Genomic DNA, 14,575 nt, shown 5'->3' with positions numbered 1-14,575 from the left:
TCGCGAACGGATCACGCCCTGGTCAGCCGCAGCGTCACCAGCTCGAACGGCCGCAGCCGCACCGCGACGCCCTCCCCCACCCGCTCCGGGGACGGGGCGTCGGCCAGCGGACGCTCCAGCAGGTCCGTCACCGTCACCGAGCCGATGCCGAAGCCCGCCGTCAGCGTGGCCCGCGCCCGGCCGCCGCGCGATTCATGGAAACGGACCACCACGTCACCGCTGCCGTCGTCGGCGAGCTTGACCGCGGTGACGACGACCGCGTCGTTGTCGACGGTCACCAATGGGGCCACCTCCGCGCCACCGGCGATCCGGCGCTCCGGAAGGTTGATCCGGTACCCCTCCCGCACGGCGTCGCCGATCGCCGCCCCCGGCACCAGCGCATGCCGGAACCGGTGCACGCCCTGGTCCGTCTCGGGGTCGGGGAAACGGGGGGCGCGAAGGAGCGAGACACGCACGGTCGTGGTCGTCCCGGCGTCCGTCTCCCGGACCGTCCGCGTCACGTCATGCCCGTACGTCGAGTCGTTGACCAGCGCGACACCCCAGCCCGGCTCCTCCATGTGCACGAAGCGGTGGTTGCACGCCTCGAACTTGGCTGCCTCCCAGCTCGTGTTGGTGTGCGTGGCGCGGTAGAAGTGGCCGAACTGGGTCTCCGACGCGTACCGCTCGGCGTGGATGTCCAGCGGAAAGGCCAGCTTCAGGAACTTCTCCGTCTCGTGCCAGTCGACCTCGGTGTCGATGTCCAGGCGCGCGGCGCCGGGCGCAAGGGACAGGACCTGCGTGAGCTTCGAGTCCCCGAAGACGCGCACGACACGGACCGAAGCGCCGCCGTCCCCCGGCACGACCTCATCCGCCTCGGTGAGATCGGTGACGGTGTTGCGGTAGAACTCGTCGACGTCCCACGCGTCCCACATGTTCGGGAAGTCGGCATGGATCTGCGGCAGGTTCGCCACCTGGCCGGGTGCGACGGTCTCCCGGTCTGCGGCGATGTCGTACGCCGAGACGATGAGCCCGCGGGCGTCGATCTCGACCCGCAGCAGACCGTTGTCCAGGACGTAACCGCCGTCCGCCCGCGAGGCGATCGCCGACTGCCCGTCGGCGAGGGCGGGGCGCGCGCCTCCCGCCGGGACGCCGTCGCGGGTGTGCGGGGTGGAGTTGAAGACGAGGGTTCCCGTGCCGCCGTCCCCCGCCAGTGCACGCTGGGCCGAGTCGATGATGCCGTTCAGCTCGTCGGCCACCGCCGCGTAGGTGGCCCGCGCCTCCCGGTGCACCCAGGCGATGGACGAGCCGGGCAGGATGTCGTGGAACTGGTGGAGCAGGACCGTCTTCCAGATCCGGTCCAACTCCTCGTAGGGGTAGGCGAATTCGGCATCGCGCACGGCAGCGGTCGCGGCCCACAGCTCGGCCTCCCGCAGCAGGTGCTCGCTGCGGCGGTTGCCCTGCTTGGTGCCGGCCTGGCTGGTGAGGGTGGCACGGTGCAGTTCGAGGTACAACTCCCCGACCCAGACAGGGGCGTTCGGGTACTCGGCCTCCGCCTTCTCGAAGAAGGCCGCGGGGGTCTCCCACTCGACGGTCGCCGAGCCCTCCAGGTTCCGCAGCCGTCCCGCCTTCGCGATCATCTCGCGGGTGGTGCCACCGCCTCCGTCACCCCAGCCGGTAGGCGCGAGCGAGTGCCGGGCGACGCCTTTGTCCTTGAAGTTCTTCGCCGCGTGGGCGATCTCGCTGCCCTTCATGGAGCAGTTGTACGTATCGACGGGCGGGAAGTGGGTGAAGATCCGGGTCCCGTCGATGCCCTCCCAGTTGAAGGTGTGGTGCGGGAAGCGGTTGGTCTGCGACCAGGAGATCTTCTGCGTGAGCAGCCACTTGGAGCCCGCGGCCTTGATGATCTGCGGAAGCCCGGCCGCGAACCCGAAGGTGTCCGGCAGCCACGCCTCGTCGTTCTCGATGCCGAACTCGTCGAGGAAGAACCGCTTGCCGTGCACGAACTGACGGGCCATCGCCTCCGAGCCCGGCATGTTCGTGTCCGACTCGACCCACATGCCGCCGGCCGGCACGAACCGGCCGTCGGCGACGGCCTTCTTGACCTTCGCCCACACCTCGGGGCGGTGCTCCTTGACCCACGCCCACTGCTGCGCCTGCGACATGGCGAAGACGAAGTCCGGTTCGTCCTCGATGAGCGCGGTCATGTTGGAGGTCGTACGGGCGACCTTCCGCACCGTCTCGCGCAGCGGCCACAGCCACGCGGAGTCGATGTGCGCGTGGCCGACGGCGCTGATGCGGTGCGCGGAGGGCTCGGCGGGGGTGGCGAGGACGCCTTCGAGTTCGGCGCGGGCGGCGGGTGCGCTGCCGTTGACGTCCTGGAGGTCGACGGTGTCGAGGGCGCGGCCGATGGCGCGCACGATGGCGTAGCGGCGTGCGGAGTGCTCGGGGAGTTCCTGCATGAGTTCGCCGAGTACTTCGAGGTCGATGACGAGCTGCCAGACCGTCTCGTCGAAGATGGCGAGGTCCATGCGGGCGAGCTTGTACTGGGGCTCGCTGCCGGCCGTCTCCTTGTCGCCGAGCCGGGTGGGCAGGAAGGGGTGGTAGTCGAGGATGACGGGGTTGGACGCGGCCTCGATGTGCAGCCGGACGTCTTCGCCGCCGGTCGCCGGGGCGGCGATCCTGACCCACTGGTTGCGGGGGTTGAGGCCCTTAACCGGGGTGCCGTCGGGGCGGTAGACGAGGCCTTCGCACTGGAAGCCGGGCATGTTCTCGTCGAAGCCGAGGTCGAGGATTGCCTCGACGGTCTTCCCGGCCCACTCCTGGGGGACGGTGCCGGTCACCCGGAACCAGCTGGTGGCCCAGGGGGCGCCCCAGCGGGCGCCGACGGTGGTCGGCTCGGGGGTGGCGGCGAGGCCTTCGGCGACGGGAACCGGTTCGCCGGGGGCGGTCCACACCGCTACGTCGAGCGGCACGGACTCGGGGTACACGGCTGGCCTGATGCGCTCGTCCAGGACGCGCTTGAGGCGGGCTTCGATGAGGGTGCGGTCGTCGTGCATGTGGGTCTCCCGGTGGGGTGTTGGGTGCGGGTGCGTGGGTGGGCCCTGCGGGGCTTCTTTCCCCAACCCGCCCCTTCCCGAAATTTTCCGGCTGCGCCGGCCGCGAGGTGGCCGTAGATCACCGGCTCCGCCGAGTTCGTCCTCAAACGCCGGACGGGCTGAATGATCTGCGGCCGGGCTGGGAAAACCTACCGACGGGATGGGCGGGCAACTCCGGGGCAATCGGGTGGGTGGGCGGGGAAAAATCCGCCGCGAAGCGGCGGGCTCGAAACGCCTTGGCCTAGCCGACCTCCCCCGGCGACACGACCTCCGTAATGCCCCGCGCAGCGAGATGCCCCGCATCCCCCACCCGTCCGGCGAGGACCACGGCAGGGCGCACCCCATCCGCCACGAGGCGAGCGAACGCCTCGAAGACCACCCCTCCGGGCGCGCACTCCGAGCGCCGGGACACGGCGCCGTCCACGACCACCGCAGTCGTCCGGGGCGCAGGCGCCTGCCTCCGCCCCCGCCACTCCTTGGCGATCCGCGCCAACGCCGCACCCCCCGGTTTCACCCGCCCGTCATTGGTCAACAGACCCAGGCTGTACTCGAGTTCGGGAAAGTCCGCCAGCGACCGCGACACATCGTGGGAGCACCACCACGTCACACCCCACACATCGGCGCAGTCCAGCGCCGCAGCCACCGTCGCCTCCGTAAACAGAGCCGCATGCTCGGCCGGGATGAGGGGCGCGGGCGCCCCGACCTCCTGGAGCCAGACGGGGCGGTGCGGATCGTCCGCCCAGGCCTTGGACAGTTCGATCATGTACGCGGCGTGGTGCGCGGTGGCCACCCCCTCCCGCCCATGCCGCTGCGCCGTCCCGTTGAACACCCAGGAGTGCACGGCGGTCACACCCCCGAGCCGGGCGGCCTGCGCCGGGGTGAAGGGCTGGTCGTCCTGGTACCAGGCGGCGTCGTACTCGGCATGCAGATGCAGCTTGCCGGGGGCGCCCTCCTCGCACGCGGCGAGCACCCGCGTCAGCCAGGCCTCCGCCTGCCCCTCGGTGATCCTGTCCGGGTCGGGATGTGGCCCCGCCGAGAACTGGTTGACCTCGTTGCCGATGGTCATGCCGATGAAGTTCGGCCGGTCGGCGAGCGCGGCGGCGAGCGTGCGCAGATACCCGGCCTGCGCCGTCACGACGTCCGGATCGGTGAAGATGTTCCGCCGGTGCCAGGTCTGCGTCCACGCGGGCAGGAAGTCGAAGCTCGACAGATGGCCCTGCAGTCCGTCGACGTTGACGTCGAGTCCGCGCTCGGCGGCGGCGTCCGCGAGCGCGACCAGCTGCTCGACGGCGCGCGGCCTGATCAGGGTGCGGTTGGGCTGGAAGTACGGCCAGACGGGGAAGACCCGGATGTGGTCGAGGCCGAGCCCGGCGATCGAGTCGAGGTCGGCGCGCACGGCGTCGAGGTCGAAGTCGAGCCAGTGGTGGAACCACCCTTGGCTCGGCGTGTAGTTGGCGCCGAAGCGCACCACGTCAGAAGGCGTGCGAGGCATACGAGTCCTGGTTCTCGGGGGTGCGGGGGGGATGATCTCCGGTACGGCGGCGAACTGAGGGAACGGCCTCAGCCCTTGACCGCCCCTTCGCCAACCCCGCGGAAGAAGTACCGCTGCAGACAGGCGAAGAGAGCGATCAGCGGCAGGACGGCGATGACCGTGCCCGCCGCGACGAGCCGTTCGTCGTTGGCGAAGGTGCCGTGCAGATAGTTCAGGCCGATGGTCAGGGTGAACCGGTCCGGGTCGCTCAGCACGATCAGCGGCCAGAGGAAGTCGTCCCAGGCGCCCATGAAGGCGAAGATCGCGACCACGGCGAGGGTTCCCTTGACCGCGGGCAGGGCGATCCTGGAGAACCGCTGCCATACGTTCGCGCCGTCGACGTAGGCCGCCTCCTCGACCTCGTACGGCAGATTGAGGAACGCGTTGCGCATGAGCAGCACATTGAGCGCCGATATGCAGCCGGGCAGGAGCACGCCGATGAGGGTGTTGTTCAGGCCCAGCTCCCGCATGGTCGTGAACTGGGCGATGATGATGCCCTCCACCGGCACCAGCATGGCGAGGATGAAGACGAGCGTGGCGACCTTGCGGCCCCGGTAGCGCAGGCGGGCGAGGGCGTAGCCGGCGAGGGTGGCGCCCACGCAGTTGGTCACCACGTTGGCGGTGGCCACCTTCAGGGAGTTGAGGGCGTAGTCCCATACGGGGATGGTGTCGGCGACGCGCTCGTAGTTGTGCAGGGTCGGCTCGGACGGCAGGAATTTCGGGGGTGAGCTGAAGATGTTCTCGTGCGGTCCCTTCAGGGACGTGGACAGCTGCCACAGGAAGGGGCCGATCATCAGCGCGAGTACGCCGAGCAGGAGTGCGTAGCGCAGGACGATCTCCCACACCGGCATCCGGCGGCCGTTCTCGTCGGTGATCCGCCCCCGCCGGGTGCCCTTCTTGCGGGGCTTCTCGTCGGTCCGTGCCGGCTGCTCGGTCTTGCGTGCGTCGGTCGCGATGCTCACGCGTCCTCCTTCCGGTCCGCCCGCAGCACGAGCAGCATCAGCGCGACGGTGACGACGAAGACGACGACGGAGATGGCAGAGGCGTAGCCGACGCGACCGGTGAGGCCGGTGCCGACGCGCTGCACCAGCATCACGAGCGTCGTGTCCTCGCCCGCGGGACCGCCGTTGGGCCCTGCCATCAGATAGACCTCGGAGAACACCTTGAAGGCGGCGACCGAGGACAGCGCGGCGACCAGGACCATCGTGGAGCGCACGGCGGGGACGGTGACGGTGAAGAAGCGGCGGACCGCTCCGGCGCCGTCCACCGCCGCGGCCTCGTGGAGCTCGCGGGGGACGTTGGCGAGCGCCGCCAGATAAATGATCATGTAGTAGCCGAGGCCCTTCCAGACCGTGACCGCCATGGCGCTGAGCAGCAGCAGCCACTGGTCGCTGAGGAAGCCGAGCTTGCCGACGCCCACGGCCTCCAACACCGCGTTGACCAGGCCCCGTTCATCCAGCATCCACACCCAGATCAGGCCCACCACGACGACGGACGCGACCACCGGCGTGTAGAAGGCGGACCGGAAGAAGGTGATGCCGGGGATGTGCTTCTGGACGAGCATCGCGAGCAGCAGGGGCAGCAGGACGAGCGCGGGGACGACCCCGACGACGTACAGCGTGCTGTTGCGCAGGCCGATCCAGAACATCTCGTCGTGCAGCAGTTCACGGAAGTTGTCCAGGCCGACGTACTCCCCCGGGATCAGGGTCCGCTTGTCGGTGAAGGAGTTGATGACCGTGCTGACGAACGGATAGAGGATGAAGATCCCCACGATCGCGAGTCCGGGCGCGGCGAACAGCCAGGGGCTGGACGGCAGTTGACGCCGGATGCGGCCGCGGGACGGTCCCGGGCGTGGCGCGGTGGCGGCGCTTGAGCTTTTCATGGTGGCGGTCCCGGATCGTCTCAGCTCTGCTTCAGCAGCCGGTCACAGTTCTTGACAGCGTTGTCAAGCGCTTCTTGGGGGCTCTCCTTGCCCTGCAGGGCCTTGCCGACGCTGTTGCGCAGCTCGATCTTCATCTGCTCGCTGAACTGCACCGGCGTGTAATTCACCGCGGTCTTGATGGACTTGGCGGCGGCGATCCGCACGCGCGTGTCGTCCGTACCGTCCTGCTTGGTGAAGTACTGGTCGTCGAGCGAGCCCTTCGTGCTGGGGAAGATCGCGACCTTCTTGGCGAAGGACATCTGGTGCTGCGCGTCCGTGACGTAGTGCGCGAAGGCGACGGCGGCGGGCGTGTGCTTGGTGCGGGTGTTCACCATCACCCCCATCACGTACATGTTGTCCTTGCCGGTGTTGGTGATCTGCGGGGTGATCCCGATGTTCTTGTAGAGACCGGGCGCTTCCTTCTTGAACTTGCCGAGGTCCAGGGCGCTTCCGGGGTTCATGGCGACGGCCTCGGTGAGGAACTTCTTGCCCGTGGACTCGGGCGTCGCGTTCAGCGCCTGCCCGTCGAGGGCCTTCGCGTCGTACAACTCCTTGTACTTCTTGAGGAGTTCGACCCCCTTGGGGCCGTTGAAGGTGAACTTGGTCCCTTCCTTGTCCATCAGCGGTACGCCGTAGCGCCCGAAGTCCTCGATGGCGGGGATGTTGGCGAGCGTGGCGGTCTTGCCCTTGCTCTTCTTTGACATCTGCAGGGAGGCTTCGAAGAGTTCGTCGAACGTCTTCGGCGGCTTCTCGGCGTCGAGTCCGGCATCCTTGAAGAGCCGCTTGTTGTAGAAGAGCGGCCCGGTGTTCAGATACCAGGGGAAGGCGTACGTCCCCTCCGTGCCCGGTATCTGGTGGCTCTGCCACGCGCCCGGCAGGTACTCCTTCTCGTACTTGCCCGCGGCCTTGTCGAGGTCGAGCGCGAGGCCCGCCTTGGCGAGCGGGGCCACCAGGTCGGGCGAGACGTTCACGACGTCGGGGAGGGTGCCCGCGGCGGCGTCGGCACTGATCTTGTCGGCGTAGCCCTCGCCGGGCTGGTCGACCCAATTCACCTTCGTACCCGGGTACTTCTCCTCGAAGCCGTCGACGACGCCCTCGAAGTACGACTTGAAGTTGGCCTTCAGATTCCAGGTCTGGAAGGTGATCTCGCCCTCGATCTTGCCGGAGGCGTCATTCGATCCGCCCCCTTCGCCCCCGTCCCCGCAGGCGCTCAGCGGCAGGAGCACGGCGATGGCGGCGGCAGCGGCAACTGCCCTTCGGTGGATGCGGGGATGACGGGAGATGCGCACGGTGAAACGGCTCCTTTGCTCGGCCCAGCGTGAGGCAGACCCTGCATGGAACGCGGGTAAAAAGTCAATGGATTCGCTGAAGAATCCTTGGCGAGGGCGCCAACTCCGCAGGTCAGAGAGGTGTGTTGAAGTTCTTGCGGGGATCGACTAATGCGCTTTAGAGTGGGCGGGCTCAAGCGCATTAGTATGCGGGCAACGGGAAAGGGGCAACACGGGTGCAAGGCAAGCGGTCACCGGCACGCCGGCCGACCATGAAGGACATCGCACGCCGCGCCGGAGTCTCCGAGAGCGCCGTCTCCTTCGCGCTCAACGACCGGCCCGGGGTCTCCGACGTCACCCGCGACCGTGTCCGCAGGGTCGCCGAGCAGCTGGGCTGGCGGCCGAGCACGGCGGCGCGCGCACTGTCGGGTGAGGGCTCGGCGACAGTGGGGCTCGTGGTGGCACGCCCCGCCGGGACGCTCGGCGTCGACTCGTTCTTCCTGCAGCTGATCTCGGGCATCCAGGAAGTCCTGGCGGAGCGTCACCTGGGCTTGCTCTTCCAGGTGGTGGAGGACGTGGCCGCCGAGTGCGCGGTCTATCGGCGGTGGTGGGCCGAGCACCGCGTTGACGGCGTCCTGGTCGTGGACCCGCGCACGGACGATCCGCGCCCGGCGCTCCTCGACGAGCTGGGTCTTCCGGCCGTGGTGACGGGAGGCGCGCCGGATCCGGACGCGGCGCATCCGGGGCTCTCCACGGTCTGGGCGGACGACGCGGGAGCGATGGCCGCGGTCGTGGACCACCTCTACGGCCTCGGGCATCGGCGGATCGTGCACATCGCGGGGCTGCCCGGCCTCGCGCACACGGAGCGCCGGATCCGTACGCTGCGGGCGGAGGCGCGGCGCCGGGGCCTGTCCGAGGTCCGCTCGGTGACCACCGACTACTCCGACGCGGAGGGCGCGGCCGTGACGCGACGGGTGCTGGGCGCCGCGTCGCCGCCGACGGCGCTCGTGTACGACAACGACGTGATGGCGGTGGCGGGGGTCGCCGCGGCTTCGTCCCTCGGCTTCAGTGTGCCCGGGGATGTGTCGGTGGTGGCATGGGAGGACTCGGCGCTGTGCCGGATGGTGCACCCGTGGCTGACGGCGCTGTCGCGCGACACGGTGTCCTTCGGGCGGACGGCGGCGCGGGAGTTGCTCGCGCTGATCGACGGTGAGGCTGCGGCGACTGTGCAGGTGCCGTTGCCTCGGCTGATCGAGCGGGAGAGTACGGGGGGTGTGGGCGGGCGCTGAGCCTGGCGGGGCGCCTCAGACCCCGCTCGAGGCCGCCGCTTCGCGGCGGATTTTTTCCCGCCCACCCACCCGATTGCCCCGCAGCCGCCCGCCCACCCTCTAGCCCGTCCGGCGTTTGAGGACGAACTCGGCGGAGCCGGTGATCTACGGCCACCTCGCGGCCGGCGAAGCCGGAAAGGTTCGGGAAGGGGCGGGGTTGGGGAAAGAAAAACCGCTCTACACCCGCGCCCGATACAACCCGAACTCCGCCAACCGCACCGCCCCGCGCGACCCCTTCACCCGAAGCCGCCACTCCCGGGCAGTCACCGGCGCAGGCAGGGTCAACACCCGGCTCGCGCCCACCGTGGCGACCTCCGTCACGAGGGACCACGCCGCGCCGGACGAAGCCCGTGCCTCGATCACCGCGTGCTCCAGCCGCTGCCCCTGCCGGATCTCCTCACCGAGCCGGATCCGGTCGACCGACCGGGCCTGCCCGAGGTCGACCGTCAACGTCCCCCGCGAAGGGGCCGGGCACTTCCACGCCGAGTCCGGGTCACCGTCCACCGCGTGCCCCGCATACGCCCCGTCCCCCCGAACCCGCGCGCCCCGCGCGAAGTCCTCCGGCAGCTCGCGCCCGAGCCGCTCGCGGAACTCCCGCAGCCGCGCCACATCGGCATCCGGCAGCAGTCCCCGCTTGTCCGGCGGGATGTTCAGGAGCAGCACCGAGTTGCGGCCCACCGAGCGGAACCAGATGTCCGTCAACTGCTCTACCGACTTGGGCTGTTGGTCCTCGTGATAGAACCACCCCGGCCGGATCGAGACATCGCATTCCGCCGGCCACCACTGCACGTACTGGGCGACCGCCCGCGCCTCGGCCAGCGCCTCCCTGCTGCCCTGGTCGGGCGCGTCGTACTTGAGCGCGTAATCGATGCTGCCGTTGCCGGAGTCCTTGACCGGGACGACACTCCACTCGTTCTCCCGCGCGAGCCCGCCCTCGTTGCCGACCCACCGGACGTCCGGCCCGCGCACGGCGACCGTCGCGTTCGGGGCCAGGGCGCGGATGACCGCGTACCAGCTGTCCCAGTCGTACGTCTCCACCTTCTCCGGCGGGATGCGGCCCTGCGCCCCGTCGAACCACACCTCGTCGACCGGGCCGTACTCGGTGAGCACTTCGTAGAGCTGGTTGAGCATGTGGGCGCCGTAGTCGGTGGCGTCGAGCGTGAAGGAGCGCAGGTCGTCGCCCGCGCGGTCGTCGTCGGCCGTGAGCGTGGGGATGATGCGGGGCGAGCGCTTGCTGCCGTTGGCGTAGACGCCGTAGAGGTACTGGTTCTCGTCGGCGGGCGAGATGTAGACGCCCACCTTGATGCCGTGGCGCCGCAGCGAGTCGGCGAAGGAGCGCAGGACGTCGCCCTTGCCGCCCTGCCAACTGCTGCTCACCACACTGTGCTTGGTGTAGCGCGAGGGGTAGAGAACGAAGCCGTCGTGGTGCTTGACGGTGAGGATGGCGAGCTTGAACCCGCCGTCGCGCAGGGCCCTGGCCCACTGGTCGGTGTCGAGCCCGGACGGCTGGAAGACGTCGGGGTCCTCGTCGCCCGTGCCCCATTCGAGGCCGGTGAACGTGTTGACGCCGAAGTGCAGAAACGCGGTCTGCTCCAGGCGCTGCCAGGCGATCTGCCGTTCCGTGGGCCGCACTTGGGCGGCCTTGGCGACGACTTCGTCCGGGGTGTCGTCGGGGCTGATCGGGATGCGGTACGGCGGTTCGGCGCCACCGGGGCGGGTCGCGGCGGCCGACGCGAGCGAGGTGCTCGACGCGGCGACGGCCGTGGTGACGGCGGCGGCCATGAAGATGCGTCTGCTGACGGTCATGGGGGTGCGGTCTCCCTCGGGGGTCGGATTGAGATCACGCGGGCCGGGTCGGTCAGTGGGTGGTCAATGTCCATACGGCGGGCGGCTGTTGGTCGTCCGGGTACTGGAGGATCCGTCCGTCGTCGGTGACGTGCGCGCTCATGCGGGTGATGGCGTTGGTGAGCCGGTAGCCGCCGGCGCTCTCGGTGAGCTGCCAGCGCTGGAGGGTGTTCGCCGGGTCGCAGGTCTCCTCGGTGACGGCCGTGCCGGGCTGCAGCGGCACGTTGAGCGTGAGCTTGCCGCTGCGGGTCTCCAGGCACTTGCCGCCCGCCGCGGACTTGAGGGTGATGTATCCGTCGGCGGTGCGCCTGATCTCGTAACGGGCGGGCTTCGCATGGCCCTTGGCGTCCCGGAGGGTGTACGTCCCGTCGGCGACCGGGGTCCGGGTCAGGTCCCGCCAGCCGGGCGCGTGGCCGACTGTGCCGGCGCGGGCGGTGAAGTCCGTGTACGTCGGATCGGGGTGCGCCGCGCCCCACGTCACCTGGGCGATGTGGCTGAGCGGCATCGCCATGGCGGCCGCGACCTCGTTCTCGGTCTCGCCGCGGCCGTTGTCGGGCCACAGGCTGATCTTCGCCCCGGTGATGCCGTCCCGCGACGCCAGCTTCTCGCCCTCGAAGCTGCGCGGGTCCCAGGCCTGGTCGTAGAGCGCCTTGGTGTTCGTGTGGAAGCCACCGCGTACGAGATAGAGGGCGTACGCGGCGTTCTGCAACGGGTGACCCTGCGCGATGAGTTGGCTCGGTTTGGTCTTCACGTCCAGCCAGTGCTCGACGCTCGTCCCGGCGGCGACGGGCACGGTGTTCGCACCGGTCAGGCCGTCGTTCCAGATGCGCAGTTGCTTGCCCTGCTGCGTCGCGTAGGCGTGCACGCGGTTGATGAAGTCGACGAAGGCGTCCTGCGGGGTCGCGTTCGCGCCGTACTTCTTGCGCGCGTACTCCAGGATGTGCGGGTACTTGGCGAAGTCGGAGCCGAGCATGTACTCGTCGGCGCCCATGTGCCAGGACTTGGCGGGGAACACCTCGGCGTACTCGTCGATGAGGCTCGTGTAGTAGGCGAAGGCCTCGTCCTTGGTGATGTCGAGGCGGGACGGCTGCGGCTTTCCGTCGGAGTCGGTGAGCTGCAGGTCGGTGCGGTTCTCCAGCCAAGGGTCCATGTGGCCCGGCGAGTTGATCTCGGGAATGATCGTGACGTGGTACTTCTCGCCGAGCGCGACGAGGCGGCGGATCTCGCGCTTGGTGTAGTAGCCCCAGCTGTTGGCCGCGGGGTGCTTGTCGCTCTTCACCTTCAGTTCGAGCAGCAGTTGGTTCTGTTTGTTGTACGCCATGTCGCGTACGAGGTTCTCCAGCCAGGGCGTCGAGATGTGGATGTAGCAGGCGCAGACGCCGACGCCGCGCTCCTTGTACCGGGGCACGTCGACGGTGCGGCCCGCCGGGACGCGGTCGCCCTGGGCGAGGAGCTGGAGGAGCGTGCGGGTGCCGTAGAAGGCGCCGGCCCCGGTGGCTCCGGTGATCTCCAGGCGTTCACCCGCCCGGAGTTCGTACCCTTCGGTGCCGAGCGGCTTCCGTGCCGGGTCGACGTCGATCACGATGTCGCCGTCGCGCGGGGCGCCGTCGGCGACCGGAACCCGGCCCTCGCCCGCCGCGCGCAGATCGTCGGCGAGGGTACGGGCGACCTCGCGCGCCGCCTTCCCGCGGGCGATGAGGCGGGTGTCCGGGCCGTAGGAGTAACTTCCCTCCCCCGGCGTCCAGTCGGTGAGCGCGGGGACGGTGCGGGGCGGGTCCGCGGCTGCCGACGGGGCGGCCTGGGCGGTGGCCGGGACCGATGCGGCGAGCAGCAGCAGGGCGACCACGGTGCCCCGCAGCCGTCTCCTGTGCGGGCGGGGGCGAGTACGGGGGCGGGGCGCGAAGATCGAGCGCAGGACGGTCATGACGTCCGATGATTCAAGCGCCCCATGGGGGTGTCAATGCATAGCGCACGGCGGGGACTTGGACATTTGCACGGACCCATCGGATGAATCGCGTGAGCCCTGCGCCTGCATGCACCCGGATCCAGACATTCCGCGCCATGACCCGCTTTATGGCTCGACGACTGATCACGGGGAATGCTTTCCTGACATGACCACGTCACATCGCACGCCACATCGCGTCGCATCAGGTGCGTGACGTGAACACCACACCAGGGGGATACATGCGCAGCAGAGCCAGGCATCTGGCCGTTACCACGGTCGCGCTCGCCGGGCTGTTCGGTGGCCTGTCCACCGGATCGTCACAGGCCGCACAGAACCCGTCCGATACGGAGGCCTCGCCTCTCGCCGCGTACTGCGACAGCGAGAGCGACCGCGCCGTCCCGGCAGACGTCATCGGCAGAACGGTCTCGCTCGCGGACTGCGATCTGCGCGGCCGGCTCATCAAGGTGGGGGACCTCGGCGTCCGCGTCCCGACGCAGGAGAACAAGGGCGTCACCTACTCGGTGCAGCTGGCCGATGACGCCGCGCCGGACCAGCCGTTGAGCATCAACGTACGGCGCCACGACGGCAAGGTGACCACCACCGTGCGGCGCGCCGACGACCCGGCAGCGGGCGCCAAGTCGGCACCCGCCAAGTGCGACGACGGCGAGTATGCCTTCAGCAAGGACGGCGACAGCTGGGACGACGACCCGATGGAGTGGCGCTTCAACCAGGGCTCCGTGCCCGGCTATCTCGACGCCGAGACCATCAGGAACGAGGTCACGGAGTCGGCCGACAACGTCGACTTCGGCCGCAACAACTGCGGTCTCGCCGAGGACCTCGACTCCGACGACGCGACGTACGAAGGCACCACGGACAGCGGGACCAACATCGGCCTCGAATCCTGCGATGACGACGACGGCGACAGCGTCGTCGCCTTCGGGGACCGGCGCGCGGGAGTCCTGGCGACCACCTGCGCGTACGAGTCCTGGTGGTTCGGCTGGTACATCGACGAGGCCGACATCGAGATCAACGACAACCAGAGCGAGGCACCGTTCCTGCGCGCCGGGAACGCCTGCCTCAGCGAGTTCTACCTCGAGTCCACGATGACCCACGAGTTCGGCCACGCCTTCGGCCTCGGCCACGTGCCGAGCGGCCACGAGAACCTGACGATGGCACCGACCGCGGACGTCTGCAGCAACGACAAGAGCTACCTGGGCAAGGGCGACTACAACGGCCTGCACGAGCTCGAGGTGACGGACTGAGGTCCGGTCACCGGTCACCACCGTGCCCCCGCCGCGTCCGTGGCGGGGGCACTGACTTCTGCCCGCTCAGCCGTCGGAGCCGCTCACCGAGGTGAGCCACACGCCGATGCCCGGCAGAGCTTCCGGTCCGCGGGCGATGGGGCACGGCTCCGTGCACTGTTCGGCCGGCGTCCGGAGCGGGCCCCGCTGACGGATCTCGGCGGCAGCCCGCGTCAGCACGTATCCGCCCGCCTTGCCCTGGAGGGACTTCACGAGACCCGCCCGGGACAGCGCTGCATCTGCTTGGCCGGATAGCTGGGCGAGACGTCGTGTGCAGCTGCGTGTCGAACTCGCCCACGTTCGACGCGGCGTCCCGGGACTTCTTCGGGACCACCACGGGGAACCTTCTGGCGGCGGACGGG

Annotated in this window: 9 protein-coding genes and 1 pseudogene; 2 read left to right on the top strand and 8 right to left on the bottom strand. The window is 69.5% G+C overall.

Features of this window, described 5'->3' with window-relative positions; all coding sequences use genetic code 11:
- Nucleotides 1-11: 11 nt before the first annotated feature.
- From AB0G47_RS22755 to AB0G47_RS22735, 5 genes are all read right to left on the bottom strand, one after another.
- Nucleotides 12-3,035: a glycoside hydrolase family 38 C-terminal domain-containing protein gene (locus tag AB0G47_RS22755; RefSeq protein ID WP_360772786.1), complete on the bottom strand. Its 3,024-nt coding sequence runs from the start codon at nucleotides 3,033-3,035 to the stop codon at nucleotides 12-14.
- A 280-nt stretch (nucleotides 3,036-3,315) separates the two neighbouring features.
- Nucleotides 3,316-4,566, bottom strand: a complete 1,251-nt coding sequence (locus AB0G47_RS22750; protein ID WP_360772784.1) for a glycosyl hydrolase — start codon at nucleotides 4,564-4,566, stop codon at nucleotides 3,316-3,318.
- 68 nt (nucleotides 4,567-4,634) lie between these two features.
- Nucleotides 4,635-5,480, bottom strand: a complete 846-nt coding sequence (locus AB0G47_RS22745; RefSeq protein WP_360773202.1) for a carbohydrate ABC transporter permease — start codon at nucleotides 5,478-5,480, stop codon at nucleotides 4,635-4,637.
- A gap of 83 nt (nucleotides 5,481-5,563) precedes the next feature.
- Nucleotides 5,564-6,487, bottom strand: coding sequence for a sugar ABC transporter permease (locus tag AB0G47_RS22740; protein WP_360772781.1), 924 nt, complete (start codon nucleotides 6,485-6,487; stop codon nucleotides 5,564-5,566).
- Between the two features lie 20 nt (nucleotides 6,488-6,507).
- Nucleotides 6,508-7,815 (bottom strand): extracellular solute-binding protein, encoded by a 1,308-nt coding sequence (locus tag AB0G47_RS22735; protein WP_360772778.1) that lies wholly within the window; start codon nucleotides 7,813-7,815, stop codon nucleotides 6,508-6,510.
- A 251-nt stretch (nucleotides 7,816-8,066) separates the two neighbouring features.
- Between AB0G47_RS22735 and AB0G47_RS22730 the strand changes: the two genes are divergently transcribed.
- Nucleotides 8,067-9,083, top strand: a complete 1,017-nt coding sequence (locus AB0G47_RS22730; RefSeq protein WP_360772775.1) for a LacI family DNA-binding transcriptional regulator — start codon at nucleotides 8,067-8,069, stop codon at nucleotides 9,081-9,083.
- A gap of 216 nt (nucleotides 9,084-9,299) precedes the next feature.
- Here AB0G47_RS22730 and AB0G47_RS22725 read toward each other — a convergent pair whose 3' ends face one another.
- Nucleotides 9,300-10,928: an alpha-L-fucosidase gene (locus AB0G47_RS22725; RefSeq protein ID WP_360772772.1), complete on the bottom strand. Its 1,629-nt coding sequence runs from the start codon at nucleotides 10,926-10,928 to the stop codon at nucleotides 9,300-9,302.
- A gap of 52 nt (nucleotides 10,929-10,980) precedes the next feature.
- On the bottom strand, nucleotides 10,981-12,891 hold the full coding sequence (locus AB0G47_RS22720) for a family 20 glycosylhydrolase (protein WP_360772769.1): 1,911 nt from the start codon (nucleotides 12,889-12,891) through the stop codon (nucleotides 10,981-10,983).
- Between the two features lie 236 nt (nucleotides 12,892-13,127).
- On the opposite strand from AB0G47_RS22720, the gene AB0G47_RS22715 reads away from it, so the two are divergent.
- Complete coding sequence (locus tag AB0G47_RS22715; RefSeq protein WP_360772766.1) at nucleotides 13,128-14,174, top strand: matrixin family metalloprotease; 1,047 nt, start codon at nucleotides 13,128-13,130, stop codon at nucleotides 14,172-14,174.
- Nucleotides 14,175-14,240: 66 nt separating this feature from the next.
- Here AB0G47_RS22715 and AB0G47_RS22710 read toward each other — a convergent pair.
- Nucleotides 14,241-14,485 (bottom strand): annotated as a pseudogene (locus AB0G47_RS22710) (Rrf2 family transcriptional regulator); the annotation flags it as partial.
- Nucleotides 14,486-14,575 lie beyond the last annotated feature (90 nt).

Source organism: Streptomyces sp. NPDC021622, assembly GCF_040640795.1.
Classification (GTDB): domain Bacteria; phylum Actinomycetota; class Actinomycetes; order Streptomycetales; family Streptomycetaceae; genus Streptomyces.
The sequence above is the reverse complement of the archived record's forward strand: the minus strand, read 5'-3'. Positions and strand labels throughout refer to the sequence as shown.